This is a genomic window from Kitasatospora sp. NPDC092948 (assembly GCF_044754805.1).
Classification (GTDB): domain Bacteria; phylum Actinomycetota; class Actinomycetes; order Streptomycetales; family Streptomycetaceae; genus Kitasatospora.
Genome location: NZ_JBIVPU010000003.1, coordinates 409,667 through 435,046, shown reverse-complemented (window position 1 = coordinate 435,046; position 25,380 = coordinate 409,667). Strand labels below are relative to the sequence as shown.

The following is a 25,380-nucleotide window of genomic DNA, read 5'->3' as shown; positions in this document are numbered from 1 at the left end:
AATCGGACATTGCAGACATACCCAGACAGGGGCGAAACGGACAGTTGTCACACATGACGATCGGTGACGTCCGATTAACGAACATCCGCCCTCCAGCTATTTGTGACGGAGCGTCACCAAAAAGCCGACCGGCCGGTACCCCGAAGGGCACCGGCCGGTCGGCCGAAAACAGGCGGGCGTCAGCTCTTCTTGGCGCGCGACGCGGTGCGGCCGCGCTCCTTGGCGTCCAGCACGACCTTGCGGATGCGCACGGTCTCCGGGGTCACCTCGATGCACTCGTCCTCGCGGCAGAACTCCAGCGACTGCTCCAGCGAGAGCTTGCGCGGCGGGACGATCGACTCGGCCACGTCAGCGTTCGAGGAACGCATGTTGGTGAGCTTCTTCTCCTTGGTGATGTTCACGTCCATGTCGTCGGAGCGCGAGTTCTCGCCGACGATCATGCCCTCGTACACCTCGGTGCCGGGGTCGGTGAACAGCACGCCGCGCTCCTGCAGGTTGGTCATCGCGAAGGCGGTGACCACGCCGGAGCGGTCGGCGACCAGCGAACCGTTGTTACGGGTCGTCAGGTTGCCGAACCACGGCTCGTAGCCCTCGTGGATCGAGTGCGCGATACCGGTGCCGCGGGTGTTGGTGAGGAACTCCGTCCGGAATCCGATCAGGCCGCGGGACGGCACCACGAACTCCATCCGGACCCAGCCGGAACCGTGGTTGGACATGTTGTCCATCCGGCCCTTGCGGATGCCCATCAGCTGGGTGACGGCGCCCATGTGCTCCTCGGGGACGTCCACCGTGAGGCGCTCGACCGGCTCGTGGGTCTTGCCGTTGACCTCGCGGGTGACGACCTGCGGCTTGCCGACGGTCAGTTCGAAGCCTTCCCGGCGCATGGTCTCGATCAGGATGGCCAGCGCCAGCTCACCGCGGCCCTGCACCTCCCAGGCGTCGGGACGCTCGGTCTCCAGCACGCGCAGCGAGACGTTACCGATCAGCTCGCGGTCCAGGCGGTCCTTGACCTGACGGGCCGTCACCTTGCGGTCGACCTTGCCGGCGGACTTGGCGTCCGCGCCCTTGCCGGAGCCGCCCTTGCCGACCAGCGGCGAGGTGTTGGTGCCGATGGTCATCGAGATCGCCGGCTCGTCGACGGTGATCAGCGGCAGCGCGATCGGATTCTCGGTGTCGGCGAGGGTCTCGCCGATCATGATGTCGCCGATGCCCGCGACGGCGCAGATGTCACCGGGGCCGGCCACCTCGGCGGGCTTGCGGGTGAGCGCCTCGGTCATCAGCAGCTCGGAGATGCGGACGTTCTGGATCGAGCCGTCGCGCTTGATCCAGGCCACCGTCTGGCCCTTGCGCAGCTCGCCCTGCTCGACGCGGAGCAGCGCGATGCGGCCGAGGAAGTTGTCGGCGTCCAGGTTGGTGACGTGCGCCTGCAGCGGGGCGTCCTCGTCGTAGGTCGGGGCCGGGACGTGCTCCAGGATGGTGGAGAAGAACGGCTCCAGGTTCTCGGAGTCGGCCGGCACGGTGCCGTTCTCCGGCTTGGTCAGCGAGGCGACGCCGTCACGGGCGCAGGCGTAGACGATCGGGAACTCGATCTGGTCCTCGTCCGCGTCCAGGTCCAGGAACAGGTCGTAGGTCTCGTTGATGACCTCGTCGATCCGGGCGTCCGGGCGGTCGGTCTTGTTGATGCACAGGATGACCGGCAGGCGGGCGGAGAGCGCCTTGCGCAGCACGAAGCGGGTCTGCGGCAGCGGGCCCTCGGACGCGTCGACCAGCAGGACGACCGCGTCGACCATCGACAGACCGCGCTCGACCTCGCCACCGAAGTCGGCGTGGCCCGGGGTGTCGATGATGTTGATGGTGATCGGCGCGCCGCCGTCCTTGGGGTGGTACTTGACCGCCGTGTTCTTCGCGAGAATGGTGATGCCCTTCTCGCGCTCCAGGTCGTTCGAGTCCATCATGCGGTCGTCGAGCTGCTGGTGGGCCGCGAAGGCGCCGGCCTGCTTGAGCATGGCGTCGACCAGGGTGGTCTTGCCGTGGTCGACGTGGGCGACGATGGCGACGTTGCGGATGTCGTTGCGCGTGGGCATGCGGCGCTGATTCTCCCGGAATCGTGGGTCACGGTGCCCGGCCCGCGTCAGCATTCACCGGTCCACCCGCCGGGCACGGCACATGCCTCGGCTTCTCCCCATCGTACGGGGAAGGCCGCAATGGAGCCGAAACGGGCGTCCGGTGGCGGTGAAGATCACAACTGCGCAACCGGCCGAAGCCACTGCTGCACGCGTTCGGGGTCGGCCGCCGCCGGTCCTCGTGGTGGACCGGCCGGCCCTAGAGCGACAGCTCGAACCAGACGATCTTGCCCTTGGGGGTGCGGCGGCTGCCCCAGCGTTCGGCCAGCAGGGAGACCAGTTGGAGGCCGCGGCCGCCCTCGTCGGTCTCCTGGGCGCGGCGCTGGCGGGGCTGGGCGTAGGCGTCGTCCCAGACCTCGCAGACCATGGTCTTGTCGCGCAGCAGGCGCAGCCGGATCTCGCCGCGGCCGTGCCGCAGGGCGTTGGTGACCAGTTCGCTGACCAGCAGTTCGGAGGTGTCGACGAGTTCGTCCAGGCCGCGTTCCAGCAGCCAGCCGCAGGCGGCCTCGCGGGCGCGGGCGACCGAGGTCGGCTCGGGCGGCAGCCGCCAGTCGCCGACCGAGCCCTTGGGCAGGCCCTTGACCTTGGCCATCAGCAGGGCGATGTCGTCCTCGCCGTGGTGCGGGTTGAGCTCGTCCAGCACCTGGTCGCAGAGCTCCTCCAGGCGGTCGGAGCCGTTGGTGAGGGCGGTGCGGAAGGCGTTCAGGCCCTCGTCGAGCTGGTGCTTGCGGGACTCCACCAGGCCGTCGGTGTACAGGCCGAGGACGGCGCCCTCGGGCAGGTCGACGGTGACTTCCTCGAACGGTTCGCCGCCGACGCCGAGCGGCAGGCCGGGCGGCACGTCGAGCATCCGGGCGCTCCGGCCGGGGGCGAGCAGCACCGGCGGGAGGTGGCCGGCGTTGGCGAAGGTGCAGCGCTGCTTGACGGCGTCGTACACGGCGTACACGCAGGTGGCGAGGTAGACCTCGGCGCCGGAGCGGTCCGGTTCGGCGTCGTCGTTGCCCAGGCCGCGGGCGATCTCGTCGAGGGCGGTGAGCACTTCCTCCGGGTCCAGGTCGAGCATGGCGAGGGTGCGCACGGCGGTGCGCAGCTGACCCATCGCGACGGCGGCGCGCAGGCCGCGGCCCATCACGTCGCCGATCACCAGGGCGGTGCGGCTGCCGGGCAGCGGGATGACGTCGAACCAGTCGCCGCCGACCTCGGTGTTGTTGTTGCTGGGCAGGTAGCGGCGGGCGATCTCCAGGCCGGAGGCGGCCGGGTTGCCCGGGGGCAGCAGGCTGCGCTGCAGGATCAGGGCGCGCTCGTGCTCGCGGCGGTACAGCCGGGCGTTGTCGACGCAGACGGCGGCGCGGGCGACCAGCTCCTCGGCGATCGCGACCTCGCGGGCGTCGAACGGTTCGCTGCCGATCGCCCGGGACAGCTGCACCAGGCCGAGCACCTGGTCGCGGGCGACCAGCGGCACCACCAGGGTGGAGCGCAGCAGCGGGTCGGGCCCGGGCTGCGGGACGACGCTGCGGCCGGTGCGCAGCGCGCGGGCGTGCGGGGAGCGCGGCGGGTAGCAGAGCGTGCCGCCGGCCTCGGCGACCCGGACGCCGCCGCGTTCGGTGCCGAGCACCGACGGGGCGTTGCCGACCACGCTGGAGACCGCGACCCGGCGGAGTTCGCCGTTCTCCGGGTTGGCGGTGAGCGAGGAGTCGCCGGTGAGCAGCGCGGTGTACAGGTCGACGGTGGCGACGTCGCAGAACTGCGGGACGATCACGTCGAGCAGTTCCTTGGCGGTGGTCTCCAGGTCGAGGGTGGAGCCGATGTGGGTGGACGCCTCGTTGAGCAGGGCGAGGCTGCGGCGCACTCCGGCGGCCTCGCGTTCGGCGATGTTCCGGCTGGTGACGTCCTGGACCTGCCCGGCGACGCCGATCGGGCGTCCGCCGGCGGCGGTGAGGCGGTACAGCGAGACGGCCCAGGTGCGTTCGTCGTCGCGGCCGGCCGGGCGGCCGGGGCGGGTGGGGCCGGACAGCCGCAGGTCGAGGATCGGCTCCTGGCCGGTGAGGACCTTGCGCAGGGCGAGCAGCAGCCGGTCCGCGTCGGAGGGCCGGAACACGTCGCCGGGGGCGAGGCCCTGGAGTGCGGCGGGGCTGCGGCCGACGCCGGTGGCGAAGGCGGCGTTGACGCGCTGCAGCTTCAGGTCGGTGTCGAACAGGAAGAACCCGGTCGGGGTCTGGCCGATGACGGCCTCGGAGGCGGCCAGGTCGGTCTCGATGGCGCGCAGCCGGCCGAGGTCGACGGCGAGGCAGGTGGCCGAGCCGTCGGCGCTGTCGGGCATCGCGTAGACCTCGGCGAGGCTCTCCGCGCCGGACAGGTCCCGGTAGGGGGCGGTGCCCACCCACTCCTCGCCGGCCAGGATGCGCTCCAGCCGGGCCCGGCCGCGCTGCCAGAGTTCGCGCGGGACGAACGCGGTGATCGGGTCCGCGCCGACCGCCTCGGCGGCGGGCACTCCGAAGAACCGGGCGGCCCGGTCGCTCCACTGCGCGATCCGGCCGTCGGGGCCGATCGCGAAGGTGGCGACCCGGATGTAGTCGTAGATGGTGCCCGAGGAGCCCTGTTCCCAGCCGTCCGGGAGGGTGGCAGGCACCGTCGGGGCACCCGGCTGCTCCGGCAGCGCGGCCCGGCCGCTGCTGCCGTGCGTCGTGTTCCGTGCCGGGAAGCTGTTCAACGGACCGACCCCTCCAACCCGCGCGCCCATCCGGTGTCGAGACGACCGAGTATTTCGATGTCCGAGTATTCATCATCCGGGCGTGGGCGCACACGCCCTTCAACGTCACAACATCGACTCGGGTGGTTGAACGTCCGAGTCTGCCAGTTCGAACCAGACGACCTTGCCGAGCCCCTCCGCCCTGGTTCCCCACCGCAGGGCGAGCCGGCGGACCAGTTCGAGGCCGCGGCCGCCCTCGTCGCCGGCGCTCGCGTGCCGTTCCCGGGGCGGGTCGGGCAGCGGGTCGGAGATCTCCACCAGCAGCAGGTCGCCGAGCGTGAGGCGGACCCCGATCGGGGCGCTGGCGTACCGGACGGCGTTGGTGACCAGTTCGCTGACCAGCAGCTCCGCGGTGTCGGTGAGGGCTTCGGCGCCCCAGTCGGCGAGCGTGTGGCGGACCAGTCGGCGGGCCCGGGAGACCGCGGTCGGTTCGGCGGGCAGCGTCCAGCCGGCGGTGGGGGCGTCCTCCCGTTCGCGGCCCAGCCGGGCCAGCAGCAGGGCCACGTCGTCGGGCTCGCGGCCCTGCTCCATGGTGTCGAGGACGGCCTCGCACGCCTGCTGGATCGAGGCGTACGGCTGTTCGAGCACGCTGATCAACCTCCCCAGTCCCACGTCCAGATCCTTGTCCCGGGACTCCACCAGCCCGTCCGTGCACAGGGCGAGCAGGCTGCCGTCCGGGATCTCCATCTCGATGGACTCGAACGGCACCCCGCCGACGCCGAGCGGCGCGCCGGAGGGCAGGTCGAGCACCTGGCCGGCGCCGCCGGGCAGCGGGCCGCCGGAGCGGGCCGGCTCGGCGTCGGCGCCGGGCACCACCAGGACCGGCGGGATGTGGCCGGCCTTGGTGACGGTCAGGCTGCGCCGCGCGGGGTCGAACACCGCGTAGACGCAGGTGGCGAGCAGGGCCTCGTCGGGGCCCTGGGCGAGGTCGTCGGCCAGTTCGTGGACGTGCCGCAGGACCACCTCGGGCGCCAGGTCGAGGGCCGCCAGCACCCGGACCGCGGTGCGCAGCCGGCCCATCGTGGCGGCGGCCCGCAGGCCGTGGCCCATCACGTCGCCGACCACCAGCGCGGTGCGGTCGCCGGGCAGCGGGATGACGTCGAACCAGTCGCCGCCGACCTCGGTGCCGCTGGAGCCCGGCACGTACCGGTAGGCGACCTCGACGCCGGCCGGCTGCGGCACCTGTTGGGGCAGCAGGGTGCGCTGAAGGGTGAGCGCGGCCGTCCGCTCCCGGGCGTACAGGCGGGCGTTGTCCAGCGAGCTGCCGGCCCGGTCGGCGAGTTCGACGGTGAAGGCCAGGTCGTCGCGGTCGAAGCCCTCCCGGTAGCCGGCCCGGCTGACCACCAGCAGGCCGATCACGATGCCGCGGGCCCGCAGCGGCACCACCAGCCGGGAGTGGATGCCCAGGTCGCGGGCGGCCTCGACCTTGGGGTCGTCGGGGAAGGACAGCGCGTCCAGCTCGCTGCCGGTGAGCAGTTCGGGCACGCCGCGGCGCAGCACCCGGCCGAACGCCGAGTCGTCCTCGAAGGTGATCCGGGCGCCGTGCCGGAGCATGGTCTCCACCGCCGGGCCGTCCTGGACGGCGGCGACGCCGAGTTGCAGCAGCGAGGTGCGCCGGTCGTGGGCGTGCCGGGGCAGGTCGTCGCCGTGCGCGACGGCCTGCAGCAGGATCACCGCGGCGTAGTCGGCGAGCCGCGGGACCACCGCGCCGGCCAGCTCCTGGGCGATCATCGAGGCGTCGAGCAGGTCGCCGACCCGGGAGCCGAACTCGTTCAGCAGCGAGAGCCGCCGCCGGGCGCCCTCGACCTTGGCCACCGCCCGGTAGCGCTCGGTGACGTCCATCGCGGTGCCGGAGATGCCGAGCACCCGGCCGGACCGGTCGGTCATCCGGCTGAACGAGATCGACCGGAAGCCGGCCCGGCCGGACGGCGAGGCCAGCGTGACGTCGATGACGGGCTCGCCGGTGGCCAGCACCTGGCGCTGCAGGGCGGTGATCTCGTCGGCGGAGCGCTCCGGGAGGGTCTCGCCGGTGGTGCGGCCGATGTGCGCCTCGGCGGGCAGGCCGTTCATCTCGGCCAGCGTGCGGTTGACCGCGGTGTAACGCAGGTCGGTGTCCAGCACCGCGATGCCCAGCGGGGACTGCTCGAACAGGGCGTCGCGGACCGCCAGGTCGCGTTCGACGGCGCGCAGCGCGGCGGCCTCGGTGAGCGCGGCCTGCACGTACGGGGCGCCGTCGCCGTCGACCAGCAGCGACAGCCGGACCTCCACCTCGACCGGCACGCCGTACCGGTCGCTGATCCCGGTGAAGCCGTGCCAGGAGCCGCGGCGCAGCGTCTCCTGGAGCGCGGCCCTGGCCCGCTGCCGGTCGTCCGGGTCGGCGAGCAGCTCCTCCAGCGCGCGGCCGACCAGCACCTCGCTGGGCCAGCCGAGCATCTCCTCGGCGGTCGGGCTCCACAGCACCACCCGGCCCGCGGTGTCCAGGATGACGACCGCCACCCGCACCACGTCCAGCAGGCTGCCGCCCTCGGTCCGACGGCTGGGGTGCAGGGTGGTCGGCGCCGTGTCGGAGCGGGCGGCCGGGTGCAGGCCGGGCCCGCCGGGGAACGCCCGGGCCGGGCGGCCGCGCGTCCCCGGGGTGCCCTGGACGTGCGGCTCGGGGGGCTCGGGCCCGGCGGACGGCCCCGGGGTGGGGGGCGGCGGTTCGTGGCCGGGGCGGCGGCGCAGACGGGCGCGGGCGGCCGCGCTGCCGGACCGGCCGGCGCCTATGGGCAGCGAGGGGCCGCTCGGCCGACCCGGCCCGCGCGGGGACAGGCCGGACGCCTCGCGCTCTCCCCCGCCGTCACCCGGCTTCGCCACCTACGGGGCCTCCGGCCGTCGCTGGAACGCGCCGCCGGCGGGCCGCCGGGGCGCGGGCCGTCGCCACGTCGCGCCGTGCCCGGCTACTGATGGTGACGAATGCTGCCGGACACTGCCATACCCAGGGAAACGCGAAGCTATCCCGACATACGGGTCGTCTGTCCGATTGGCGTACAGAACGGGCATTTTCGGGGGGCGGGGCGGTCTGGCTTCGGGCTTCGCGGCTTCGGGGGCTGGGGTACCGGTGACCGTCAGCGCAGGTGACCGTCAGCGCAGGTGACCGTCGCGGTGCAGGTCGTCGAAGAGCAACTGGTCGACCGGGGGGACGCGGTCGCGGTCGGCGTAGCCGAACCACTCGACGTCCTCGATCTCGCTGCTGGCGGCGAGGGTGCCGGTGTACTCGGCGCGGTAACAGGCCATCCGGACGGTCGGACCGCCGCCGGTCGGGTGGGCGTCGGCGTGGTAGGTGCCGACGTGGGCGACGGTGTCGGGGCGGATGGCGACGGTGAGTTCCTCGGCGATCTCGCGGGTCAGCGTCTGCAGATCGGTCTCGTCGCCCTCGCGCTTGCCGCCGGGGATGTAGAACACGTCCTTGCCGCGGGGGCGCGCGCAGAGGATCCGGCCGCCCTCCAGTCGGACCCACGCCACCGTGTCGATCAGCTCTGCCATGTGCCGCCCTGCCGCCCTTGCCGTTTCGCGTTCCGCCCGTCGGCTCCCGACCCTATGTCAGGGGCGGGGCGGCTCGGCGGCGGTGGCGAGGCGCTGGTTCTTCAGGTCGGGACGGTCGGTGACCTCGGGTCCGAACCAGGGCGGCGGGGTGAAGGCGGCGGCGTCCTGCCGGTCGGTGAACTCGACCTCGACGGTGCGCAGGCCGGCCAGCCGGCCGTGGAAGGTGTCGACCACGGCCTCGTACCGGCCGAGTTGCACCACCCGGCGGGTCTTGGCGATGCGGGCGGGCTCGGTGGCGGGCCACAGCGCCTCGAACTGCTCGGCGGCGAGCGGGGTCTCCCACTCGCCGCGGACGAGCCCGGTGCCGCGCTTGACGGTCAGCGAGCACGCCCCGCCCTGGTCCCGCACCCGGGCCTCGGCCCCGTCCGGCCCGATCGCCAGATACCCCTGCCGGACCTCGAACTCCCGCCCGTCGGGGACGGTTTCGCCGTCCGGGACCAGGAACTTGCGCTCGATCTCCACCGCCATCGCGGGTCCTCCTCGCTCGGCACGCCTGCCCCGCCACGCTACGCGGCTGCGGGCGGGCCGGCGCGGAACCGTTGCGCGCGTGCGGCCTACTGCGCGCGGTTCCCCTCGGACTGTGCGGGCCGTCCGGGCTCCCCGGAACCCTCGGGCTCTCGGGACGCTTCGAGTTCCTCGGGCGGTTCGGGTGCTTCGGGCTCTTCGGGCTCGACCCAGTACAGCTGCTTGTGGCCGCGGGCCTCGAACTCGGCGGCCAGGGCCTCGGCGGCGGGGCGGGTGAGGCCGCGGGCGAGCAGGAAGCGGTTGCCGTTGTCGTCCTGTCGCATCACGCGGTGGGCGCGGGGCGTGCGGTCCGGGTGCTCCATGGCAGCACACAGTAGCGGTCCGGCCCGATGGGGGGCGGGCCGGACCGGGCCGCGGCCGGCAGAGCTGGCCGCAGCGGGCCAACTAGCTTACGCGCAGCAGTAGTTCACCGTGCAGGACGGCGAACCAGGCGTCCGGGTGGGCGGCCCAGCGGGGCCAAACGGCGGCGATCCGGGCCAGGTCGGCGGGGGTGGCGAGCCCCTCGGCCACGGCGGTGGCGGCGGTGTTGGAACGCACCGTCCGCTCGGCCCAGCTCTCGGACCACCAGGCGCGCTCCTCGTCGGAGGCGTACGTCCAGGCGGCGGAGGACGCCCGGACGTCGGTCAGGCCGGCGGCGCGCGCCCAGGACAGCAGGCGGCGGCCGGCGTCGGGTTCACCGCCGGAGGCCCGGGCGGTCTTCCGGTAGAGCGCCAACCATTCGTCCAGTTCCGGCAGTTGCGGATACCAGGCCATCGCGGCGTAGTCGGCGTCGCGGACCGCGATCACCCCGCCGGGGGCGGTGACCCGGCGCATCTCGCGCAGCGCGGCGACCGGGTCGGCGAGGTGCTGGAGCACCTGGTGGGCGTGCACCACGTCGAACGAGGCGTCGGCGTACGGCAGTCGGTACACGTCGGCGGCCTCGAAGGTCAGCTGCTCCAGGCCGCGTTCGGCGGCGAGCGCGGCGGCCTCGGCGAGCACCTCGGTGGACGGGTCGATGCCGATCACCCGGCCGGTCGGGCCGAGCCGGTCGGCCAGGTCGGCGGTGATCGTGCCGGGCCCGCATCCGACGTCCAACAGCCGCTGGCCGGGCCGCAGTTCGGGCAGCAGGTAGGCCGCGGAGTTGGCGGCGGTGCGGGTACGGTGCGAGCGCAGGACGGCGGCGTGATGCCCGTGGGTGTAACCGGCCACAGTGGTTCCCTCTTCCTCGAAGGCGACCCGCCCAGCATAGGAACTCGTTCCACTGCTCGGACAAACATGTCTTGCCTATTGAGACGCTGGCGAAACCCCCTCGCCCGCCGACCCGGCCCGGGCGCAGAATCACCGCCATGGGAAAGACCTACGAACGCATCGACGACCGGCTGCGCGCGTTCATCGACAGGCAGCCCGTGTTCTTCGTGGCCACCGCCCCGCTGTCGGGCGACGGGCACGTCAACCTCTCCCCCAAGGGCCGCTCCGGCACCCTCGCGGTCCTCGACGAACTCACCGTCGCCTACCTGGACTTCGGCGGCTCGCACGCCGAGACCATCGCCCACCTGCGGGAGAACGGCCGGATCACCCTGATGTGGTGCGCCTTCGAGGGCCCGCCGACCGTCCTGCGGGTGCACGGCCGGGGCGAGCCGGTGTTCCGCGACGACCCGCGGTTCGCCGACCTGCTCGGCCGCTTCGACCCGGCGGCCGACGGCACCGCGCTGCGGGCGATCGTCCTGGTGCGGGCCGAGAGAATCAGCGACTCCTGCGGGTACGCCGTCCCGTTCATGGACTACCGCGAGGACCGGGAGATCCACCGGCAGTACTTCGACCGCAAGGGCGAGGAGAACTTCAGCGCCTACTGCGAGGGCAAGGACCACGTCGCCGTCAGCATCGACGGCCTGCCCTCGCTGCCGCTTCCGCTGGCGCCGCGCTCCGGCGCCTGAACCCGCGGACCCGCCCGTACCGTGGGAGCGTCGCCCCGTCTCCGAAGGAGCCCCACGATGACCACCGACCACGAGTGGCTGCGCCGCGCGATCGAGCTGTCCCGGCGCTGCCCGCCGTCGCGGACGGCGTTCTCGGTGGGCGCGGTGATCGTCAGCGCGGACGGGGAGGTGTTGTCCGAGGGCTTCAGCCGGGAGGTCGACGCGGTGAACCACGCCGAGGAAGCCGCGCTCGGCAAGCTCCCCGCCGGTGATCCGCGCCTGCGCACCGCCACCGTCTACAGCACCTTGGAGCCGTGCGGGCAGCGCGCCTCCCGCCCGCACCCCTGCGCCGAGCTGATCGTCGCCGCCGGGGTGCCGCGGGTGGTGGTGGCCTGGCTGGAGCCCGCGCTGTTCGTCGAGGACTGCCGGGGCGTCGCGCTGCTCACCGCGGCGGGCATCGAGGTGGTGGAACTGCCGGAGCTGGCCCCGGAGGCCCGGGCGGTCAACGCGCACCTGCTGGGGTGAGCCCCCTCGGCGGGCACGACGGGTTTTGTACTCTTGTGGAACAAACACTCGCCCGAGGCCCCCGAGGAGCCCCGATGCCCGTCCTCACCCCGCCGGTCCGGGCCGTCCTGCTCGACATGGACGGCACCCTGGTCAACTCCGACGCCGTGGTCGAACGCTGCTGGCGCGCCTGGGCCCACCGGCACGGCCTCGACGGCGACACCGTGATGCGGACCGTCCACGGCCGGCAGGGCCACCTCTCCATGGCCCTGCTGCTGCCCGACCGCCCGATGGAGCAGAACCTCGCGGAGAACCGGCAGATGCTCGCCGAGGAGACCGCCGACACCGACGGCGTGGTCGAAGTCCCGGGCGCCCGACGGCTGGTCGAGTCGCTGGCCGGACTGCCGCACGCCCTGGTCACCTCCGCCGACGAACGCCTCGCCCGGGTCCGGATGGCCGCCGCCGGCGTCCCCCTGCCGCCACTGATGATCACCGCCGAGCAGGTGTCCGCCAGCAAGCCCGACCCCGAAGGCTTCCTGAAGGCCGCCGCCGAACTCGGCATCACCCCCGCCGAGTGCCTGGTCCTGGAAGACTCCGAAGCCGGCATCACCGCCGCCCGCACCGCCGGCATGCCAGTACTCGGCATCGGCCCCCGCGCCGCCGCCCACCGACCCGACCACCTGGTGGACGACCTCACCAACGTCACCATCACCGCCGGCCCGAACGGTGAACTGGTCGTCCAACTGCCCTGACGGCCGCCAGGGGCGCTGTCGCGCGGGCGTTCAGGCCTCGGCGAGGAGTGCGGCGGCCACCAGGGTGCGGTGGTCCGGGTGGGTGGCCAGCCAGTGGCCGAGTTGGTGGTCGGCGCCCGGCAGGACGAGGCGGGTGTACGCGGCGCGGGTGCGCAGGGCGGCGTCCACTGTGTCCGTCACCTCCGCCGGGATCACCGCGTCCGTCTCCGGCAGCACCAGCACCGCCCGGCCGTCGAACGCCGCGAAAGCGTCGAACGCGGTGCTGCTGCGCCAGCTGCCCGGGGTGCGCAGGGTGGCGGTGAACTCCGGCTCGGCGAAGGGGAGTTCCCGCACCTCGCGGGCGTACGCGGCCGGTGCGCCGAGTGCCACCGCCCGGACCCGGCCGCCGATGTCCGGCTCGCCGAGCAGGTCCGCGACGGTCTGGCCGCTCATCGAGAACCCGACCAGCAGCAGCGGCCCGTCCGGCACGTACCGGTCCAGCACGGCGCGGGCCTGACGCGAGCGGCGCGCCAGCGAGAGCCGCCCGAGTTCGCCCGTGCTGGCGCCGTGCCCCGCGAAGTCGAACACCACCGCCCGGCAGCCGGCCGCCGCCAACTCCCGCGCCAGCGGCAGACACCGGCCCCGGTCGGCGTCCCCCGCCCCGTGCAGCAGCAACGCCGTACCGGGGCGGGCCGGCCCGGCGGGTTCGACCACGGTGCACGCCAGCCGCTCACCGTCCGCGTCCACGCGCGTGTCCGCGGCCGTCGTCACTCCGGGATCGCCAGGCAGAACGGGTGCCCGTCCGGATCGAGCAGCGTCACCCAGTGGTCGCCGCCCGCCTGTTGCTCCGGCTTCGTCGCCCCCGCCGCCAGCAAATCGGCCACCGCCGGCCCCAACTCCGGTACCGTGAAGTCGAGATGCGCCCTGGCGCCGTCGGACGGCCAGGCGGGCGGGCGGAACCCGCCGACCCGCTGGAACCCGATCCGCACCGGCCCGTCCCCGATGAACACGTACGCCTCGCTGCGGTACGTCACCTCCCAGCCCGTCAGCCGCCGGTAGAACGCCGCCAGCCGCTCCGGGTCCGGACAGTCCAGCACCGTCGAACTCAGCACCCCGATCGGCCGACGCACCGCCGTTGTCTCTTCTGCCATCTGTCGCTCCGTCACCGCTCCAGCCTGCCAGCCGCCGGTGACACCGGCTTCGCGGGGCGGCGCGTGTCGCGCGGCGGGAGCCCACCGGCCTGACGGCAGCACCTTCCGGGCGCGACAAGTTCGGCGCCCCGGCCCGTCTCACCCGTTGGCGGCAACAACTCCCCGGCGCTTCACCGGCCGCGCGGCCGGGAGCGTGGCGGCCGGGAGCAGGCCGACGGCCGCCAGCACCGCCAGGGCCGGGAGGGCTCCGTGCGGGCCGGTGCTGGAGGCGGCGGCGATGCCGAGGGTGGGGCCGATGTTCATCGCGGTCTGTTTGAGGCCGCCGACGGCGCCCGCGTGGCCCGGCGGGGCGTCGCCGACCACGCTGCCGGTGGCCGTCACCATCACCGCCGCGAATCCCGCCCCCAGCAGGGCGGCGGCCACCGCCGTGGCGACCGGTGCCGACCCGCCGCCGCCCGGGCCGGCGAGCGCGGCAACTCCCGCCACCAGCAGCAGGGTTCCGGCGAGTGCGGTGCGGCGCGGACCGTACCGGCGCAGTGCCCGTTCGGCGGCCGGGGCGCCCAGCACCATCAGCGCGGTGAGCGGCAGCATCCGCAGCGCGGCGCTCAACGGGCCGAGGTGCAGGGCGTCCTGGAGGCGGAAGGTGGTGCTGAACAGCGTGCCGAACAGTCCGGCGGAGGACGTCAGGAGCAGCACCAGCGAGGCGATCACCGGACGCGACCGGGCCACCGGGCGCGGCACCACCGGTTCGGGGGTGCGCCGCTCGTGGCCGATCAGGACCGCCAACAGCCCGGCGCCGAGTGCGAGTTCGGGACCGTTCCAGCCGTCGTCCGGCACCCGGGCGAGCGCGTGCACCAGGACGGCGAGCGCGGCGGCGAGCAGCACCGCGCCCGTCAGGTCGAGCCTTTGGCGGATCCGTTCGACCTCGGGCGGGCGCAGCGCGACGGTCATGGCCGCGATCAGGACGGCGACCGGCACGTTGATCCAGAACACCGCCCGCCAGCCGAACTGCGCCACCAGCACACCGCCGAGCAGCGGGCCCGCGCCGGCCGCGACCGCGATCGCGCCGGTCCGCACCGCGATCGCCCGGCCGAGCCGCTCCGGCGGGCAGCACAGCCGCAGCAGCGCGAGCGTCCCGGGCTGAAGCAGCGCGCCGAACGCGCCCTGGACGACCCGCAGTCCGATCACCCAACCGACCGTGGGAGCGAGCGCGATCCCGGCCGACGCGGCACCGAACCCCAGCACCCCGGCCAGCAGCGTCCCCCGGTGCCCGTACCGGTCGCCGAGCCGGCCGGCCACCACCAGCAGGGCGGCGACCGCGACCAGGTAGCCGGTGCTGGTCCACTGCAACGCGGCTGCGCCGGCCCCGAGTTCGCGCCGCATACTGGGCTGGGCGATCAGCAGCACCGTGCCGTCCAGCGCCACCAGCATCGCGGCGGCGGCGCTCACCGGCAGCGCGAACCGGCTCACCGCTCGCCCAGGTGTGCCGTCAGAACCGCCTCCAGCAACGCGTCCTCGCGCCCCGCCCCCAGCATCAGCTCGACGCTCCCCCACCCCTGCAACTGCGCCAGCCCGTGCAGGTTCGCCCACAGCGCCGCCGCCACCACCGGCGCCCGCTCCCCGTCCCCCGTGCACTCCCCCACCAGTCGCGCCATCTCCCCGAACAGCGGCCCCGTCGCCTCCCGCAGCCTCGGACCGTCCGTCTCCCGCCCGTCGCTGCTCAACAAGTCATGACGGAACATCAACTCGAACATCCCGCGCCACTCCCCCGCGAACGCCAGGTACTCCCGCGCCACCCCCTCCAACCGTCCCCGGGCCCCCTCCGCCCGCACCCCCGCGAACCGCCGCCCCAGCTCCTCGAACCCCCGCCGCGCCACCGCCGACAGCAACTCCCGATGCGTCACGAAATACCGCCGCGGCGCCCCGTGCGACACCCCCGCCCGCCGCGCAATCTCCCGCAACCCCACCGCCCCCGACCCCTCCGCCAGCACCAACTCCACCCCGGCATCCACCAGGCGCTCGCGCAGGGACGTCTGTTCGTCATCCATAGACAGTGTCTACCAGCCCCGAGTAGACAGCGTCTACCCACTACCCTGAGGACGTGACCTCACTGCCCGACTGGATGCGCCCGCCACGCGCGGAGGGCTGGTTCGCGGAGGATCTCGACCGCCTCCCCGAGGCGCCCCGGCACACCGAACTGATCGACGGAGCGCTCGTCTTCACGATGTCGCCGCAGCGGTGGCGGCACGGCCACCTCGTCACCATGCTCACCGTCGCCCTGATGGGCCAGTGCCCGCAGGGGTTCAAGGTGGGCAGAGAGATGACCGTCCGGCTCGACTCCCGCAACCGGCCCGAGCCGGATCTGGTGGTGACCGACGCCCCGGTCGACCGCGACCGCACCTGGCTCGCCCCCGAAGAGGTCGTCCTGGCGGTCGAAGTGGCCTCCCCCGAGTCCGCCCACCGCGACCGCACCGTCAAGCTCCACAAGTACGCCCAGGCCGGCATCCCGCACTACTGGCGGATCGAGGACGAGGACGGCCACCCCGTCGTGCACGTCTACGAACTCGACACGCCGACGCGAACCTACGTCCCGACCGACATCTTCCGGGGCACGCTCACCCGCCCGGTGCCGTTCAGCATCGACCTCGACCTCGACCAACTCGTGGCCGACCTCTGACCAGGAGCGACAGCGCTAACAGGGCGGCTCCGCGCCCGTCAGATCCACGTCCTCGAACAGCTCCAGCATCCGCCCGAGTACCCGGACGGTGGTCGCCAGGTCGGCGTCGGTGAGGTCGCCGCCGGCCTGACGCAGCAGCGCGTGTTCGCGGGTGGTCACGGCCTCGATGGCGGCGCGGCCGGCGTCGGTGAGCCGGATCAGCGAGGAGCGCGCGTGGGCCGGGTTGGGGACGGCCTCGACCAGGCCGGACGCGGCGGCGTCGTTCACCATGCGCTGGACGAACTGGCGACTGAGCGACTGGGCCCGGCCCATCTGCGGCACCGTCATGGGGCCGTGCTGACTCAGCAGGTCCAGCACGGCGCGCACGCCGACGGAGAGGCCCTGGGCGGCGTCCAGTTCGATCCGGCGCTGGACGCGGCGGTACAGCGGGCCGACGAGGGCGAAGACCTCCATGAGACGCCCCGGCAGCTCTTCGGGGGTCAGCGGGACGGGCGCGGCGGGGGAATCGGTCACCACACCACTATGGCATGACAACTCAGTTGCCATTCTTTTCGGACTATGACAACTTGGTTGTCATGATTGATTCCGGGTCCAAGACCTTCCAGTCCTCCGACGGCCTGCTCGCCTACCGCGACGAGGGCCCGCGCGAGGCCGAGACCCTGGTGCTGCTGCACAGCGTCTTCGTCGACCACACCCAGTTCGACAACCTGATCCCCGGCCTGGTCGAGCTCGGCCACCGGGTCGTCGCACCGGACGCCCGCGGGCACGGCTGGTCCGCGAACGCGAGCGGGCCGTTCCGGAACGCGGACGACCTCGCGGAGCTGCTGCGGCACCTGGGCCTGCGTCAGGTCACGCTGGTGGGCGTGTCGATGGGCGCGACGATCGCCGTCGACACGGCCGTCGAGCACCCGGAGCTGGTGCGGGCCCTGGTCGTCAGCGGCCGCGGGCTCGGCGAGCCGGACCTGACCGACGCCTGGTCCGTCCGCACCGCCGAGCAGCAGGCCGCGGCACTGGCCGGCGGCGACCTGCCGGGCTACCTCGACGGCTTCGTCCAGTGGATCGCCGGCCCCACCCGGAGCCTCGACGAGATCGACCCGGCCATCGTGGCCCACGTCCGCGAAATGGCCCTGCGCACCCTCATGAAGCACACCCCGGACGAGCCGGACCACCGCATCCCGGTCGAGAATCTCGCCGCCCGCGCCAAGGAGATCGCCGTACCGGTCCTCGCCATCAACGGCGCCCTCGACGCCCCCGCCCTGCTCGCCACCGCCGATGCCCTGATCCGGACAGTCCCGAACGGCCGCACCGTCCTGCTCCCGGATGTCGGCCACTACACGACGCAGGAGGCCCCGCAGGAGTTCACCCGCGCCCTGGTCGCCTTCCTCCGCGAGATCGACGCCGCTTGAGCGGACGGAAAGCAGAACGGGCCCGCCCCGGGGGAGGCGGGCCTGTTCTGTCCGGCCGTCAGTAGTGGCAGCGGGCGGCCAGAACGATGATCTCCCGGTCCGTCACCAGGTGGACGAGGCGGTGCTCGCCGTCGATCCGCCGCGACCAGGCACCGGGCAGGGCACTCGGCACCCTTCTCGCCGTCCGCCGCGTCAGGGTCGATGAGCTCTCGCTCGGAAAGCCCTGTGCCGCCGAGGGCGTTCTCGTACGCCTTGAGCAAGCGGCGGGCGTTCACCGGCGAGCGCAGCAGGTAGGAGCCTTCGCGCAGAGCGGCATAGTCCTCGGCCGAGACGAGTACGGCATTTCCATGCTTGGAGACGATCTCGATGGCCTCGTGATCGTCATTGACCTTCTTGATCAATGGAAAGAGAGCCTTGTGCGCCTCGCCGGCAGTGATCGACATCGACTGAACTCCCTCCGCGACCGGTACCGCATGACGTACCGGTCAGGCGAGCACGGCGGGCCGGAGAAGTCAGCACCGAGTCAGCACGGAAAAAGAAGTCGGGGCCCGCCTCAAGGGAGGCGGGCCCCGCACGACCTGCACATTTGACAGATCAATCCATCTCAAAGCAATCAAACGATCACACGTTGAAGCGGAACTCCACCACGTCGCCGTCCTGCATGACGTAGTCCTTGCCTTCGATGCGGGCCTTGCCCTTGGCGCGGGCCTCGGCGATGGAGCCGGTGGCGACGAGGTCGTCGAAGGAGGTGACCTCGGCCTTGATGAAGCCCTTTTGGAAGTCGGTGTGGATGACGCCGGCGGCCTCGGGGGCGGTGGCGCCCTGCTTGATGGTCCAGGCGCGGGCTTCCTTGGGACCGGCGGTGAGGTAGGTCTGGAGGCCGAGGGTGGCGAAGCCGACGCGGGCGAGGGTGGCGAGGCCGGGCTCGTCCTGGCCCATGGACTGGAGGAGTTCGAGGGCCTCGTCGTCGTCGAGTTCGATGAGCTCGGACTCGATCTTGGCGTTGAGGAAGATGGCCTCGGCGGGGGCGACCAGGGCGCGCTGGGTGTTCTTGAAGTCCTCGTCGGAGAGGGCGTCCTCGTCGACGTTGAAGACGTAGAGGAACGGCTTCGCGGTCATCAGGTGGAGGTCGCGGACGAGGGTGGTGTCGAAGCCAGCCTCGAAGAGGGTCTTGCCGGTCTCCAGGACGGCCTGGGCGGCCTCGGCGGCGGCGAGGACGGGGGCGGTGTCCTTCTTGAGGCGGGCTTCCTTCTGGAGCCGGGGCAGCGCCTTCTCGATGGTCTGCAGGTCGGCGAGGATCAGCTCGGTGTGGATGGTGTCGATGTCGTCCTTGGGGGACACCTTGCCGTCGACGTGGACCACGTCGGGGTCGGTGAAAGCGCGAACGACCTGGCAGATCGCGTTGGCCTCGCGGATGTTGGCGAGGAACTTGTTGCCCAGGCCCTCGCCCTCGCTGGCGCCGCGGACAATGCCGGCGATGTCGACGAAGTCGACCGTCGCGGGGAGGATGCGCTGCGAGCCGAAGATCTCGGCGAGCTTGTCCAGCCGCGGGTCCGGGACGCCGACGACGCCCACGTTGGGCTCGATGGTGGCGAACGGGTAGTTGGCCGCCAGCACGTCGTTCTTGGTCAGGGCGTTGAACAGGGTCGACTTGCCGACGTTCGGCAGGCCGACGATTCCGATCGTGAGCGACATGGAGAGTGGTGTCCCGTGGCTTGGAGGGCGTCGAGGTGGCCCGGTGCGGGCCGATCCCCCAGTCTACGGGGCGTGCGGGGGCCCGGAGCAGCGCGGTGGGGCGCGCACCGGCCGGACACGGACCAATTGGTCGGGAGCCATTACACACGGTGTCGATGATCGGACCGTACGTTGGTCGGGTGGAGCAGAGCATCCGTACCCAGCCGCCAGGGCCGAGAAGACGAGCGCCGGGGCGCGGCGCCGACGAGGCCGCCGTTCCGGGGCAGAGCCGGCCCCCCGAGTCCCGGTTGCGGACGGCCTCCGACGGCCGGTCCGGACCCCTTGCCCAGCAGTTGCTGCACCGGCTGCTGACGGCCCGTCGGCAGCGGGCCGGCGGCCCGCCCGCCCGGCTGACGGCGGTCGGCACCGGGGTCGTCGCGGCCGCCGGGACGCTGGCGTTCGCCGGGCTGGACCGGCTGATGTTCGGGGGGCTCGGGGTGCTGTTCGGGCTCGGCTATCTGGTGGTGTGCTTCCAGCTGGCCGTGCGGGTGCGGTACCCGGACCTGCCGGCCGCGCCGATCTGCGGTCCGATCGCGTTCGCGGCGGCGCTGGTGGTGCTGCAGCCGGGCACCACCAGCGGCATCACCGGCCAGGTGGTGGCGCTGGCCGGCGGCCTGGCCCTGCGCGCGGGCTGGCTGTTCGCCGGCACCGGCCTGGCCACCGCGATCGTCACCGCCCGTTACATCGCCCAGCGCCGCCGCCACCGCTCCCGGTAGGCCCGACGGGCATCGGCGCCCGACGAGCCTCAACGCCCGGCAGGCCTCCGCGCCCGACGGGCATCAGCGCCCGGCAGCCGCCGGAAGCGCGCGGTGCGCCGCCATCGCCGCACCGACGATGCCCGCGTCGTTGCGGAGTTCGGCGGGGACGACCTCGGCCCGGCGGTCCTTGAGCAGCGGCAGGAACTTCTCGTGCTTGCGGCTGACGCCGCCGCCGACGATCACCAGCTGCGGGGAGAAGAGCATCTCGACCAGGTCGAGGTACTCGTCGACCCGCTCGGCCCACTTGGGCCAGCTGAGGTCGTGGCGTTCCTTGGCGGCGGAGGAGGCGCGCCGTTCGGCGTCCTTGCCGCGCAGTTCGAGGTGGCCGAGTTCGGTGTTGGGGACGAGCACGCCGTCGGAGAACAGCGCGCTGCCGATGCCGGTGCCGAAGGTGAGCAGCAGGACCACCCCGGAGCGCCCGCGGCCCGCGCCGTGGGTGACTTCGGCGAGTCCGGCCGCGTCCGCGTCGTTGACCACGGTGGCGGGCATGCCCATCGCCTCGCCGAACCGGGTGGCGGCGTCCAGGCCGATCCAGGCCTTGTCGACGTTGGCGGCGGTGCGGGTGTGCCCGTCGACGACCACGCCGGGGAAGGTCAGGCCGACCGGTCCGTGGTGGTCGAAGTACCGGACGACCTCGCACACCGCGTCGATCACCGCGTCGGGGCCGGACGGGTGCGGGGTGAGCACCTTGTGCCGCTCCTGCGTGAGCACGCCGTTGTCCAGGTCGACCGGTGCGCCCTTGATGCCCGAGCCGCCGATGTCCACGCCGAAGACCGTCGTCACTGCCGTCGCCTTCCGTACCGCCGGGGAACGTCCGCTGCCCACCGGCTCTCGCACCAACGTACGGGCGCGCGGGGGCGGGCGCAGCCGTTCCCGGACGGCCGACGCCCGCACGGCGGACGCCCGGGCCCCTCGGGAGGGGGATCCGGGCGTCGGCCGTACGGGCGGAGGTTGACGGGCGGTCAGAGCTTGCCGGCGGCCTCGGCGCGCAGGTCGCGGCGGAGCTCCTTGGGGAGCGAGAAGATCAGGTGCTCCTCGGCGGTCTTGACGATCTGCACGTCCTCGAAGCCGTGCGCGGCGAGCAGCTGCAGCACGCCCTCGACCAGGATCTCCGGCACGGACGCGCCGCTGGTCAGGCCGACCGTCTGGACGCCCTCCAGCCAGCCGAGGTCGATCTCGTCGGCGAAGTCGACCAGGTGCGCGGCCTTGGCGCCGTACTCCAGGCCGACCTCGACCAGGCGGACCGAGTTGGAGGAGTTCTTGGAGCCGACCACGATCAGCAGGTCCGCCTCGGGGGCGAGCTGCTTGACGGCGACCTGGCGGTTCTGGGTGGCGTAGCAGATGTCGTCGCTGGGCGGCGAGACCAGCAGCGGGAAGCGTTCCTTGAGGGCCCCGACGGTCTCCATGGTCTCGTCCACGGAGAGGGTCGTCTGGGAGAGCCAGACCAGCTTGGACTCGTCGCGGACCTTCACGTTGGCGACGTCCTCGGCGCCGTCCACCAGGTGGATCCGGTCCGGGGCCTCGCCCATCGTGCCGACGACCTCCTCGTGGCCCTCGTGGCCGATCAGCAGGATGTCGTAGTCCTCGTCGGCGAACCGGCGGGCCTCCTTGTGCACCTTGGTGACCAGCGGGCAGGTCGCGTCGATGGTGGCGAGCTTGCCGGCTTCGGCCTCGTCGTGCACCGACGGGGCGACGCCGTGCGCGGAGAAGACCACGATGGCGCCCTCGGGCACCTCCTCCGTCTCGTCGACGAAGATCGCGCCCTGCTTCTCCAGGGTCTGCACGACGTACTTGTTGTGGACGATCTGCTTGCGGACGTAGATCGGCGCCCCGTACTGCTCCAGGGCCTTCTCCACGGCGATCACGGCGCGGTCGACGCCCGCGCAGTAGCCCCGGGGGGCGGCGAGCAGGACACGGCGCTGAGCAGTGGTGGACATGGCTCCATCGTACGGGCGAGTCCCGCCCGCGTGGACGCGCGTCGCCACTGTCGGGGCGGGTGCGGCCGGGTGGAATGGCGAGGGTGAGCACACAGCCAGGGACGACAGAACTGCGGCGCACGCTCGGGGTGCGCGATCTGATGGTGTACGGGTTGCTGTTCATCGCCCCGATGGCGCCGGTCGGCGTGTTCGGCGTGCTGGACGCGAAGAGCCACGGCGCGGTGGCCGCCGTCTACCTGGTCGCCACTCTGGCGATGGGGTTCACCGCCCTGTCGTACGCCGAGATGGTCCGGGCGGTGCCCCGGGCCGGGTCGGTGTTCGCGTACGCGCGGGCCGGGCTGGGCGAGGGGCCGGGGTTCATCGCCGGGTGGATGGCGATGCTCGACTACCTGCTGATTCCCGCCGTCGCGTACCTGTTCTCCGGCATCGCGCTGAACTCGCTGGTGCCGGACGTGTCGCGGTGGGTGTGGACGGTGCTGGCCGTGCTGGTCACCACCGCGCTCAACCTCAGCGGGGTGCGGACGGCGGCCGTGGTCGGTTTCGCGGTGCTGGCCATGGAGATCGTGGTGCTGACGGTGTTCGTGGTCGCGGCCTCGGTGGAGCTGGCCCTGCACGGGGCGGCCCGGGACTGGGGGTCCCCGTTCGGGGGAGTCGGCGGCTTCTCGTTGACGGCGGTGCTGGCGGCGGTGTCGGTCGCGGTGCTCTCCTTCCTCGGCTTCGACGCGATCGCCTCCTTCGTGGAGGAGGCCGTCGGCGCGTCGGCGGCGGTCGCCCGGGCGGTGCTGTGGTGCCTGGCCGTGGCCGGCCTGCTGTTCGTCGCCCAGACCTACCTGGCGGCGGTGCTGGAACCCATGACGCCCGATCAGCTGGCCGCCGACCCGGCCGCGCAGGGGTCCGCGTTCTACGACACCGTCGAAGCCGCGGTCGGGCACTGGCTGCACGTGCTGATCGCCGCCTCCAAGGCGATCGGTGCGGCGTTCGCCGCGCTCGCCGGGCAGGCCGCGGCCGGCCGCCTGGTCTTCGCGATGGGCCGGGCCGGCCGGCTGCCCCGCGTGCTCGGAGCCGTCGACGAGCGCACCGCCGTCCCCCGCCGGGCCCTGCTCACGGCCGCCGTCATCACCCTGTTCGCCGCCGTCTGGGCCGCCCGCCGGGACGACGGACTCGACCAGCTCACCTCGGTGGTCAACGTCGGCGCCCTCACCGCGTTCATCCTGCTGCACGCCTCGGTGGTCGGCTGGTACGTCGTCCGCGGCCACTCCCGCGACTGGCTGCGCCACGCCGTCGTCCCGATGCTGGGCGTCGCCGTGATCGTCGCCGTCCTGGTGGAGGCCTCGCACACGGCGCTGATCGTGGGCGGGATCTGGCTGGCGGTGGGGTTGCTGATCCTCTTCGCGGGCGGGGGGAACCGGCTGCGCGATCGGCCGGATCGCGACGCGGGGCGGTGAGCTGCCCGTGGGCGCGGCCGCACCGACGGGCGTGGGCCGGTCGCGCCGTCCCCCGCGCCCCTGCTTGTGCTGTCCCTCCGTTCGCATAGCCTCTGGGAATGGCTAATGCGAGCAGTCCCGAAGCCCCCCTGCCCGTGGCAAAGGTCTCGGCGCTGATCGGCGGGTGGGTCGATCGGCTGGGCGAGGTGTGGGTGGAGGGACAGATCGCGCAGCTGTCCCGGCGGCCGGGGGCGGGGATGGTGTTCCTGACGCTGCGGGACCCGGACCGGGACGTCTCGTTGACGGTGACGTGCTTCCGTTCGGTGTTCGAGCAGGTCGCGGACGCCGTGCAGGAGGGCTCGCGGGTGATCGTGCTGGCGAAGCCGGAGTGGTACGCGGCGCGCGGCACGCTCTCGCTCCGGGCGTCCGAGATCCGGCTCGTCGGGCTGGGTGAACTGCTGGCCCGGCTGGAGCAGTTGAAGCGGAAGCTGTTCGCCGAGGGCCTGTTCGAGGACTCCCGGAAGAAGCCGCTGCCGTTCCTGCCGGGCTGCGTGGGCCTGGTGACCGGCCGCGGTTCGGCGGCCGAGCGGGACGTGCTGGAGAACGCCCGGCGGCGCTGGCCGGCGGTGCGGTTCGAGGTGCGGAACGTGCTGGTGCAGGGGCCGCAGGCGGTGTCGCAGGTGAGTGCCGCGGTGCGCGAGCTGGACGCGCACCCGGAGGTCGAGGTGATCGTGGTGGCCCGCGGCGGCGGCAGCGTGGAGGACCTGCTGCCGTTCTCCGACGAGGAGTTGGTGCGGACGGTGGCGGCGGCCCGGACGCCGGTGGTGAGTGCGATCGGCCACGAGCCGGACCAGCCGCTGCTGGACTTCGTCGCGGACCTGCGGGCGTCCACGCCGACCGACGCGGCGAAGCGGGTGGTGCCGGACGTCGGCGAGGAGCTGGCGAAGGTGCGTCAGCTGCGGGACCGGGCACGGCGGTACGTGGTGCACCGGGTCGACCGGGAGGCGGCGGGTCTGGCGTCGGTGCGCAGCCGGCCGGCGCTCGCGGCGCCGACCGAGGCGGTGGCGGCCCGCGGCGCGGAGGTGACGGCGCTGGTGGAGCGGGCCCGCCGGGTGCTGGGGCACCGGCTGGACCATGCGCAGACCGACCTGGGCCATGCGCTGGCCCGGGTGGTCGCGCTGTCCCCGCTGGCCACCCTGGAGCGCGGGTACGCGGTGCTGCAGCGCGAGGACGGCACGGTGGTGACGGACCCGGGCCAGCCGGCCGCCGGCGAGGCACTGCGGGCCCGGGTGGCGGGCGGCGCGTTCGAGGTGCGGGTGCCGGAGCAGGGCTGACGGCGGCTCAGTCGGCGAGCAGCCGCTGGCGCGAGAGCGCGGTGGAGTGCTCGTGGAAGCCGAGGCTGCGGTAGAGCGCCTCGCCGCCCTCGGTGGCGTGCAGGTCGATCCGGGTGGCGCGGCGCTCGTCGAACCAGCCGAGCAGGGCCTCGGTGCAGGCCCGGGCGTGGCCCCGGCCGCGGTGGGCGGGGTCGGTGCAGATGTTGAAGACGAACCCGAACAGGCCGTCGGGGTGGCCGGGGGCGGGCAGCCGCTGCTCCAGGGTGCCGACGGCGCAGCTGGCCAGTCGGCCGGGGCGGTCCGGGTCGTCGACGACGTACGCCTGGAGGCGGCGGTCGGGTTCGGCCAGCTGACGGGCCACCAGGTCGTGTGCGGTCTGCTGCCAGTCGCCGGGGCGGGTTTCGCCCTGCATGGCGGCGAACATCAGGGTGCGCAGCCGGACCAGTTCGGCGGCGTCCTCGGGGCGGGCGGGGCGTGGGGTGCTCATGTGCGGCAGCGTAGGCGGGGGCGCAAGGGGTTTGTCCGGGTCAGCCCCTAGTCTGGGCGGCATGGCTGATCAGCAGGGTGCGGGTGTCGAGCAGGTGCTCGGGTACGAGCAGGCGCGGGACGAGCTGCTGGAGGTGGTGCGGCGGCTGGAGACCGGCGGCACGACGCTGGAGGAGTCGCTGGCGCTGTGGGAGCGCGGCGAGCAGCTGGCGAAGGTGTGCCAGCGCTGGCTGGACGGCGCCCGGGCCCGGTTGGACGCGGCGCTGGCGGCCGAGGAGTCGGCGGGCGAGTAGCCGCGCCGGGCTGTGGCGCACATCACAGGCAGGCCGGGGAATGGTTTAACTTTCACCGAAGTTGGACCGGT

At 73.2% G+C, this 25,380-nt stretch carries 25 protein-coding genes and 2 pseudogenes; 9 read left to right on the top strand and 18 right to left on the bottom strand.

Annotated elements, in window-relative coordinates; translation table 11 throughout:
- Positions 1 to 179: 179 nt before the first annotated feature.
- From typA to ACIQF6_RS11480, 7 genes are all read right to left on the bottom strand, one after another.
- The gene (gene typA / locus ACIQF6_RS11510) at positions 180 to 2,084 is read right to left on the bottom strand and encodes a translational GTPase TypA (RefSeq protein WP_043915881.1); all 1,905 of its coding nucleotides are present in this window, start codon (positions 2,082 to 2,084) and stop codon (positions 180 to 182) included.
- A 238-nt stretch (positions 2,085 to 2,322) separates the two neighbouring features.
- On the bottom strand, positions 2,323 to 4,863 hold the full coding sequence (locus ACIQF6_RS11505) for a SpoIIE family protein phosphatase (RefSeq protein ID WP_400893116.1): 2,541 nt from the start codon (positions 4,861 to 4,863) through the stop codon (positions 2,323 to 2,325).
- Positions 4,864 to 4,938: 75 nt separating this feature from the next.
- Positions 4,939 to 7,728 (bottom strand): SpoIIE family protein phosphatase, encoded by a 2,790-nt coding sequence (locus tag ACIQF6_RS11500; RefSeq protein ID WP_400893113.1) that lies wholly within the window; start codon positions 7,726 to 7,728, stop codon positions 4,939 to 4,941.
- Positions 7,729 to 7,995: 267 nt separating this feature from the next.
- Positions 7,996 to 8,397 carry an NUDIX domain-containing protein gene (locus tag ACIQF6_RS11495; RefSeq protein WP_400893110.1) on the bottom strand — a complete coding sequence of 134 codons (402 nt, stop codon included), beginning with the start codon at positions 8,395 to 8,397 and terminating at the stop codon, positions 7,996 to 7,998.
- 57 nt (positions 8,398 to 8,454) lie between these two features.
- On the bottom strand, positions 8,455 to 8,925 hold the full coding sequence (locus tag ACIQF6_RS11490) for a CYTH domain-containing protein (protein ID WP_400893107.1): 471 nt from the start codon (positions 8,923 to 8,925) through the stop codon (positions 8,455 to 8,457).
- Positions 8,926 to 9,011: 86 nt separating this feature from the next.
- On the bottom strand, positions 9,012 to 9,284 hold the full coding sequence (locus ACIQF6_RS11485) for a hypothetical protein (protein ID WP_400893104.1): 273 nt from the start codon (positions 9,282 to 9,284) through the stop codon (positions 9,012 to 9,014).
- 82 nt (positions 9,285 to 9,366) lie between these two features.
- A complete protein-coding gene (locus tag ACIQF6_RS11480; RefSeq protein ID WP_400893101.1) occupies positions 9,367 to 10,170 on the bottom strand; it encodes a methyltransferase domain-containing protein in 804 nt (267 codons plus the stop codon).
- A gap of 137 nt (positions 10,171 to 10,307) precedes the next feature.
- Between ACIQF6_RS11480 and ACIQF6_RS11475 the strand changes: the two genes are divergently transcribed.
- The 3 genes from ACIQF6_RS11475 (at position 10,308) to ACIQF6_RS11465 (ending at position 12,130) form a co-directional block, all read left to right on the top strand.
- Positions 10,308 to 10,895 (top strand): pyridoxamine 5'-phosphate oxidase family protein, encoded by a 588-nt coding sequence (locus ACIQF6_RS11475; RefSeq protein WP_400893098.1) that lies wholly within the window; start codon positions 10,308 to 10,310, stop codon positions 10,893 to 10,895.
- Between the two features lie 57 nt (positions 10,896 to 10,952).
- Entirely contained in the window at positions 10,953 to 11,399 is a 447-nt protein-coding gene (locus tag ACIQF6_RS11470) for a deaminase (protein WP_400893095.1), read from the top strand.
- Between the two features lie 74 nt (positions 11,400 to 11,473).
- Positions 11,474 to 12,130 (top strand): HAD-IA family hydrolase, encoded by a 657-nt coding sequence (locus ACIQF6_RS11465; protein ID WP_400893093.1) that lies wholly within the window; start codon positions 11,474 to 11,476, stop codon positions 12,128 to 12,130.
- Positions 12,131 to 12,160: 30 nt separating this feature from the next.
- Here ACIQF6_RS11465 and ACIQF6_RS11460 read toward each other — a convergent pair whose 3' ends face one another.
- The 4 genes from ACIQF6_RS11460 to ACIQF6_RS11445 form a co-directional block, all read right to left on the bottom strand.
- Positions 12,161 to 12,856 (bottom strand): alpha/beta hydrolase, encoded by a 696-nt coding sequence (locus ACIQF6_RS11460; RefSeq protein WP_400893090.1) that lies wholly within the window; start codon positions 12,854 to 12,856, stop codon positions 12,161 to 12,163.
- A gap of 20 nt (positions 12,857 to 12,876) precedes the next feature.
- The gene (locus tag ACIQF6_RS11455; protein ID WP_400893088.1) at positions 12,877 to 13,260 is read right to left on the bottom strand and encodes a VOC family protein; all 384 of its coding nucleotides are present in this window, start codon (positions 13,258 to 13,260) and stop codon (positions 12,877 to 12,879) included.
- Between the two features lie 138 nt (positions 13,261 to 13,398).
- On the bottom strand, positions 13,399 to 14,730 hold the full coding sequence (locus ACIQF6_RS11450) for an MFS transporter (RefSeq protein ID WP_400893086.1): 1,332 nt from the start codon (positions 14,728 to 14,730) through the stop codon (positions 13,399 to 13,401).
- Entirely contained in the window at positions 14,727 to 15,308 is a 582-nt protein-coding gene (locus tag ACIQF6_RS11445) for a TetR/AcrR family transcriptional regulator (protein WP_400893083.1), read from the bottom strand. The genes ACIQF6_RS11450 and ACIQF6_RS11445 overlap by 4 nt, the downstream gene beginning before the upstream one ends.
- Before the next feature lie 53 nt (positions 15,309 to 15,361).
- On the opposite strand from ACIQF6_RS11445, the gene ACIQF6_RS11440 reads away from it, so the two are divergent.
- On the top strand, positions 15,362 to 15,937 hold the full coding sequence (locus ACIQF6_RS11440) for a Uma2 family endonuclease (protein ID WP_400893080.1): 576 nt from the start codon (positions 15,362 to 15,364) through the stop codon (positions 15,935 to 15,937).
- A 15-nt stretch (positions 15,938 to 15,952) separates the two neighbouring features.
- Here the strand turns inward: ACIQF6_RS11440 and ACIQF6_RS11435 are convergent, their stop codons facing one another.
- On the bottom strand, positions 15,953 to 16,390 hold the full coding sequence (locus ACIQF6_RS11435; protein WP_400893892.1) for a MarR family winged helix-turn-helix transcriptional regulator: 438 nt from the start codon (positions 16,388 to 16,390) through the stop codon (positions 15,953 to 15,955).
- Positions 16,391 to 16,512: 122 nt separating this feature from the next.
- Here ACIQF6_RS11435 and ACIQF6_RS11430 point away from each other — a divergent pair, with 122 nt between their 5' ends.
- The gene (locus ACIQF6_RS11430; protein ID WP_400893078.1) at positions 16,513 to 17,343 is read left to right on the top strand and encodes an alpha/beta fold hydrolase; all 831 of its coding nucleotides are present in this window, start codon (positions 16,513 to 16,515) and stop codon (positions 17,341 to 17,343) included.
- Positions 17,344 to 17,401: 58 nt separating this feature from the next.
- On the opposite strand, the pseudogene ACIQF6_RS11425 reads toward ACIQF6_RS11430, so the two are convergent.
- From ACIQF6_RS11425 to ychF, 3 genes and pseudogenes are all read right to left on the bottom strand, one after another.
- Positions 17,402 to 17,503 (bottom strand): annotated as a pseudogene (locus ACIQF6_RS11425) (type II toxin-antitoxin system YoeB family toxin); the annotation flags it as partial.
- Positions 17,504 to 17,531: 28 nt separating this feature from the next.
- A pseudogene (locus ACIQF6_RS11420) lies at positions 17,532 to 17,786 on the bottom strand (type II toxin-antitoxin system Phd/YefM family antitoxin); the annotation flags it as partial.
- A gap of 178 nt (positions 17,787 to 17,964) precedes the next feature.
- Positions 17,965 to 19,038 carry a redox-regulated ATPase YchF gene (gene ychF / locus ACIQF6_RS11415; protein ID WP_400893076.1) on the bottom strand — a complete coding sequence of 358 codons (1,074 nt, stop codon included), beginning with the start codon at positions 19,036 to 19,038 and terminating at the stop codon, positions 17,965 to 17,967.
- Positions 19,039 to 19,217: 179 nt separating this feature from the next.
- Between ychF and ACIQF6_RS11410 the strand changes: the two genes are divergently transcribed.
- Positions 19,218 to 19,793, top strand: coding sequence for a DUF6542 domain-containing protein (locus tag ACIQF6_RS11410; protein WP_400893073.1), 576 nt, complete (start codon positions 19,218 to 19,220; stop codon positions 19,791 to 19,793).
- Positions 19,794 to 19,856: 63 nt separating this feature from the next.
- Here the strand turns inward: ACIQF6_RS11410 and ppgK are convergent, their stop codons facing one another.
- Together ppgK and ACIQF6_RS11400 are read right to left on the bottom strand one after the other, a co-directional pair.
- A complete protein-coding gene (gene ppgK, locus ACIQF6_RS11405) occupies positions 19,857 to 20,618 on the bottom strand; it encodes a polyphosphate--glucose phosphotransferase (RefSeq protein ID WP_400893070.1) in 762 nt (253 codons plus the stop codon).
- Positions 20,619 to 20,797: 179 nt separating this feature from the next.
- A complete protein-coding gene (locus ACIQF6_RS11400) occupies positions 20,798 to 21,772 on the bottom strand; it encodes a 4-hydroxy-3-methylbut-2-enyl diphosphate reductase (protein WP_400893068.1) in 975 nt (324 codons plus the stop codon).
- 74 nt (positions 21,773 to 21,846) lie between these two features.
- On the opposite strand from ACIQF6_RS11400, the gene ACIQF6_RS11395 reads away from it, so the two are divergent.
- Both ACIQF6_RS11395 and xseA read left to right on the top strand, forming a co-directional pair.
- Entirely contained in the window at positions 21,847 to 23,217 is a 1,371-nt protein-coding gene (locus tag ACIQF6_RS11395; protein WP_400893065.1) for an APC family permease, read from the top strand.
- A gap of 98 nt (positions 23,218 to 23,315) precedes the next feature.
- Positions 23,316 to 24,530 carry an exodeoxyribonuclease VII large subunit gene (xseA, locus tag ACIQF6_RS11390; protein WP_400893063.1) on the top strand — a complete coding sequence of 405 codons (1,215 nt, stop codon included), beginning with the start codon at positions 23,316 to 23,318 and terminating at the stop codon, positions 24,528 to 24,530.
- Between the two features lie 7 nt (positions 24,531 to 24,537).
- Here xseA and ACIQF6_RS11385 read toward each other — a convergent pair whose 3' ends face one another.
- Positions 24,538 to 25,017 carry a GNAT family N-acetyltransferase gene (locus tag ACIQF6_RS11385; protein ID WP_400893061.1) on the bottom strand — a complete coding sequence of 160 codons (480 nt, stop codon included), beginning with the start codon at positions 25,015 to 25,017 and terminating at the stop codon, positions 24,538 to 24,540.
- A 61-nt stretch (positions 25,018 to 25,078) separates the two neighbouring features.
- Between ACIQF6_RS11385 and ACIQF6_RS11380 the strand changes: the two genes are divergently transcribed.
- Positions 25,079 to 25,309: an exodeoxyribonuclease VII small subunit gene (locus ACIQF6_RS11380; protein ID WP_380487730.1), complete on the top strand. Its 231-nt coding sequence runs from the start codon at positions 25,079 to 25,081 to the stop codon at positions 25,307 to 25,309.
- The last annotated feature ends 71 nt before the right edge of the window (positions 25,310 to 25,380 follow it).

Bases quoted from the DNA above. Each gene is read 5' to 3' on its own strand.
- typA (WP_043915881.1), bottom strand. From the start codon at position 2,084: ATGCCCACGCGCAACGACATCCGCAACGTCGCCATCGTCGCCCACGTC.
- ACIQF6_RS11505 (WP_400893116.1), bottom strand. From the start codon at position 4,863: ATGGGCGCGCGGGTTGGAGGGGTCGGTCCGTTGAACAGCTTCCCGGCA.
- ACIQF6_RS11495 (WP_400893110.1), bottom strand. From the start codon at position 8,397: ATGGCAGAGCTGATCGACACGGTGGCGTGGGTCCGACTGGAGGGCGGC.
- ACIQF6_RS11490 (WP_400893107.1), bottom strand. From the start codon at position 8,925: ATGGCGGTGGAGATCGAGCGCAAGTTCCTGGTCCCGGACGGCGAAACC.
- ACIQF6_RS11485 (WP_400893104.1), bottom strand. From the start codon at position 9,284: ATGGAGCACCCGGACCGCACGCCCCGCGCCCACCGCGTGATGCGACAG.
- ACIQF6_RS11475 (WP_400893098.1), top strand. From the start codon at position 10,308: ATGGGAAAGACCTACGAACGCATCGACGACCGGCTGCGCGCGTTCATC.
- ACIQF6_RS11470 (WP_400893095.1), top strand. From the start codon at position 10,953: ATGACCACCGACCACGAGTGGCTGCGCCGCGCGATCGAGCTGTCCCGG.
- ACIQF6_RS11465 (WP_400893093.1), top strand. From the start codon at position 11,474: ATGCCCGTCCTCACCCCGCCGGTCCGGGCCGTCCTGCTCGACATGGAC.
- ACIQF6_RS11455 (WP_400893088.1), bottom strand. From the start codon at position 13,260: ATGGCAGAAGAGACAACGGCGGTGCGTCGGCCGATCGGGGTGCTGAGT.
- ACIQF6_RS11445 (WP_400893083.1), bottom strand. From the start codon at position 15,308: ATGGATGACGAACAGACGTCCCTGCGCGAGCGCCTGGTGGATGCCGGG.
- ACIQF6_RS11435 (WP_400893892.1), bottom strand. From the start codon at position 16,390: ATGGAGGTCTTCGCCCTCGTCGGCCCGCTGTACCGCCGCGTCCAGCGC.
- ACIQF6_RS11430 (WP_400893078.1), top strand. From the start codon at position 16,513: ATGATTGATTCCGGGTCCAAGACCTTCCAGTCCTCCGACGGCCTGCTC.
- ychF (WP_400893076.1), bottom strand. From the start codon at position 19,038: ATGTCGCTCACGATCGGAATCGTCGGCCTGCCGAACGTCGGCAAGTCG.
- ACIQF6_RS11400 (WP_400893068.1), bottom strand. From the start codon at position 21,772: ATGTCCACCACTGCTCAGCGCCGTGTCCTGCTCGCCGCCCCCCGGGGC.
- ACIQF6_RS11395 (WP_400893065.1), top strand. From the start codon at position 21,847: ATGGCGAGGGTGAGCACACAGCCAGGGACGACAGAACTGCGGCGCACG.
- xseA (WP_400893063.1), top strand. From the start codon at position 23,316: ATGGCTAATGCGAGCAGTCCCGAAGCCCCCCTGCCCGTGGCAAAGGTC.
- ACIQF6_RS11385 (WP_400893061.1), bottom strand. From the start codon at position 25,017: ATGAGCACCCCACGCCCCGCCCGCCCCGAGGACGCCGCCGAACTGGTC.
- ACIQF6_RS11380 (WP_380487730.1), top strand. From the start codon at position 25,079: ATGGCTGATCAGCAGGGTGCGGGTGTCGAGCAGGTGCTCGGGTACGAG.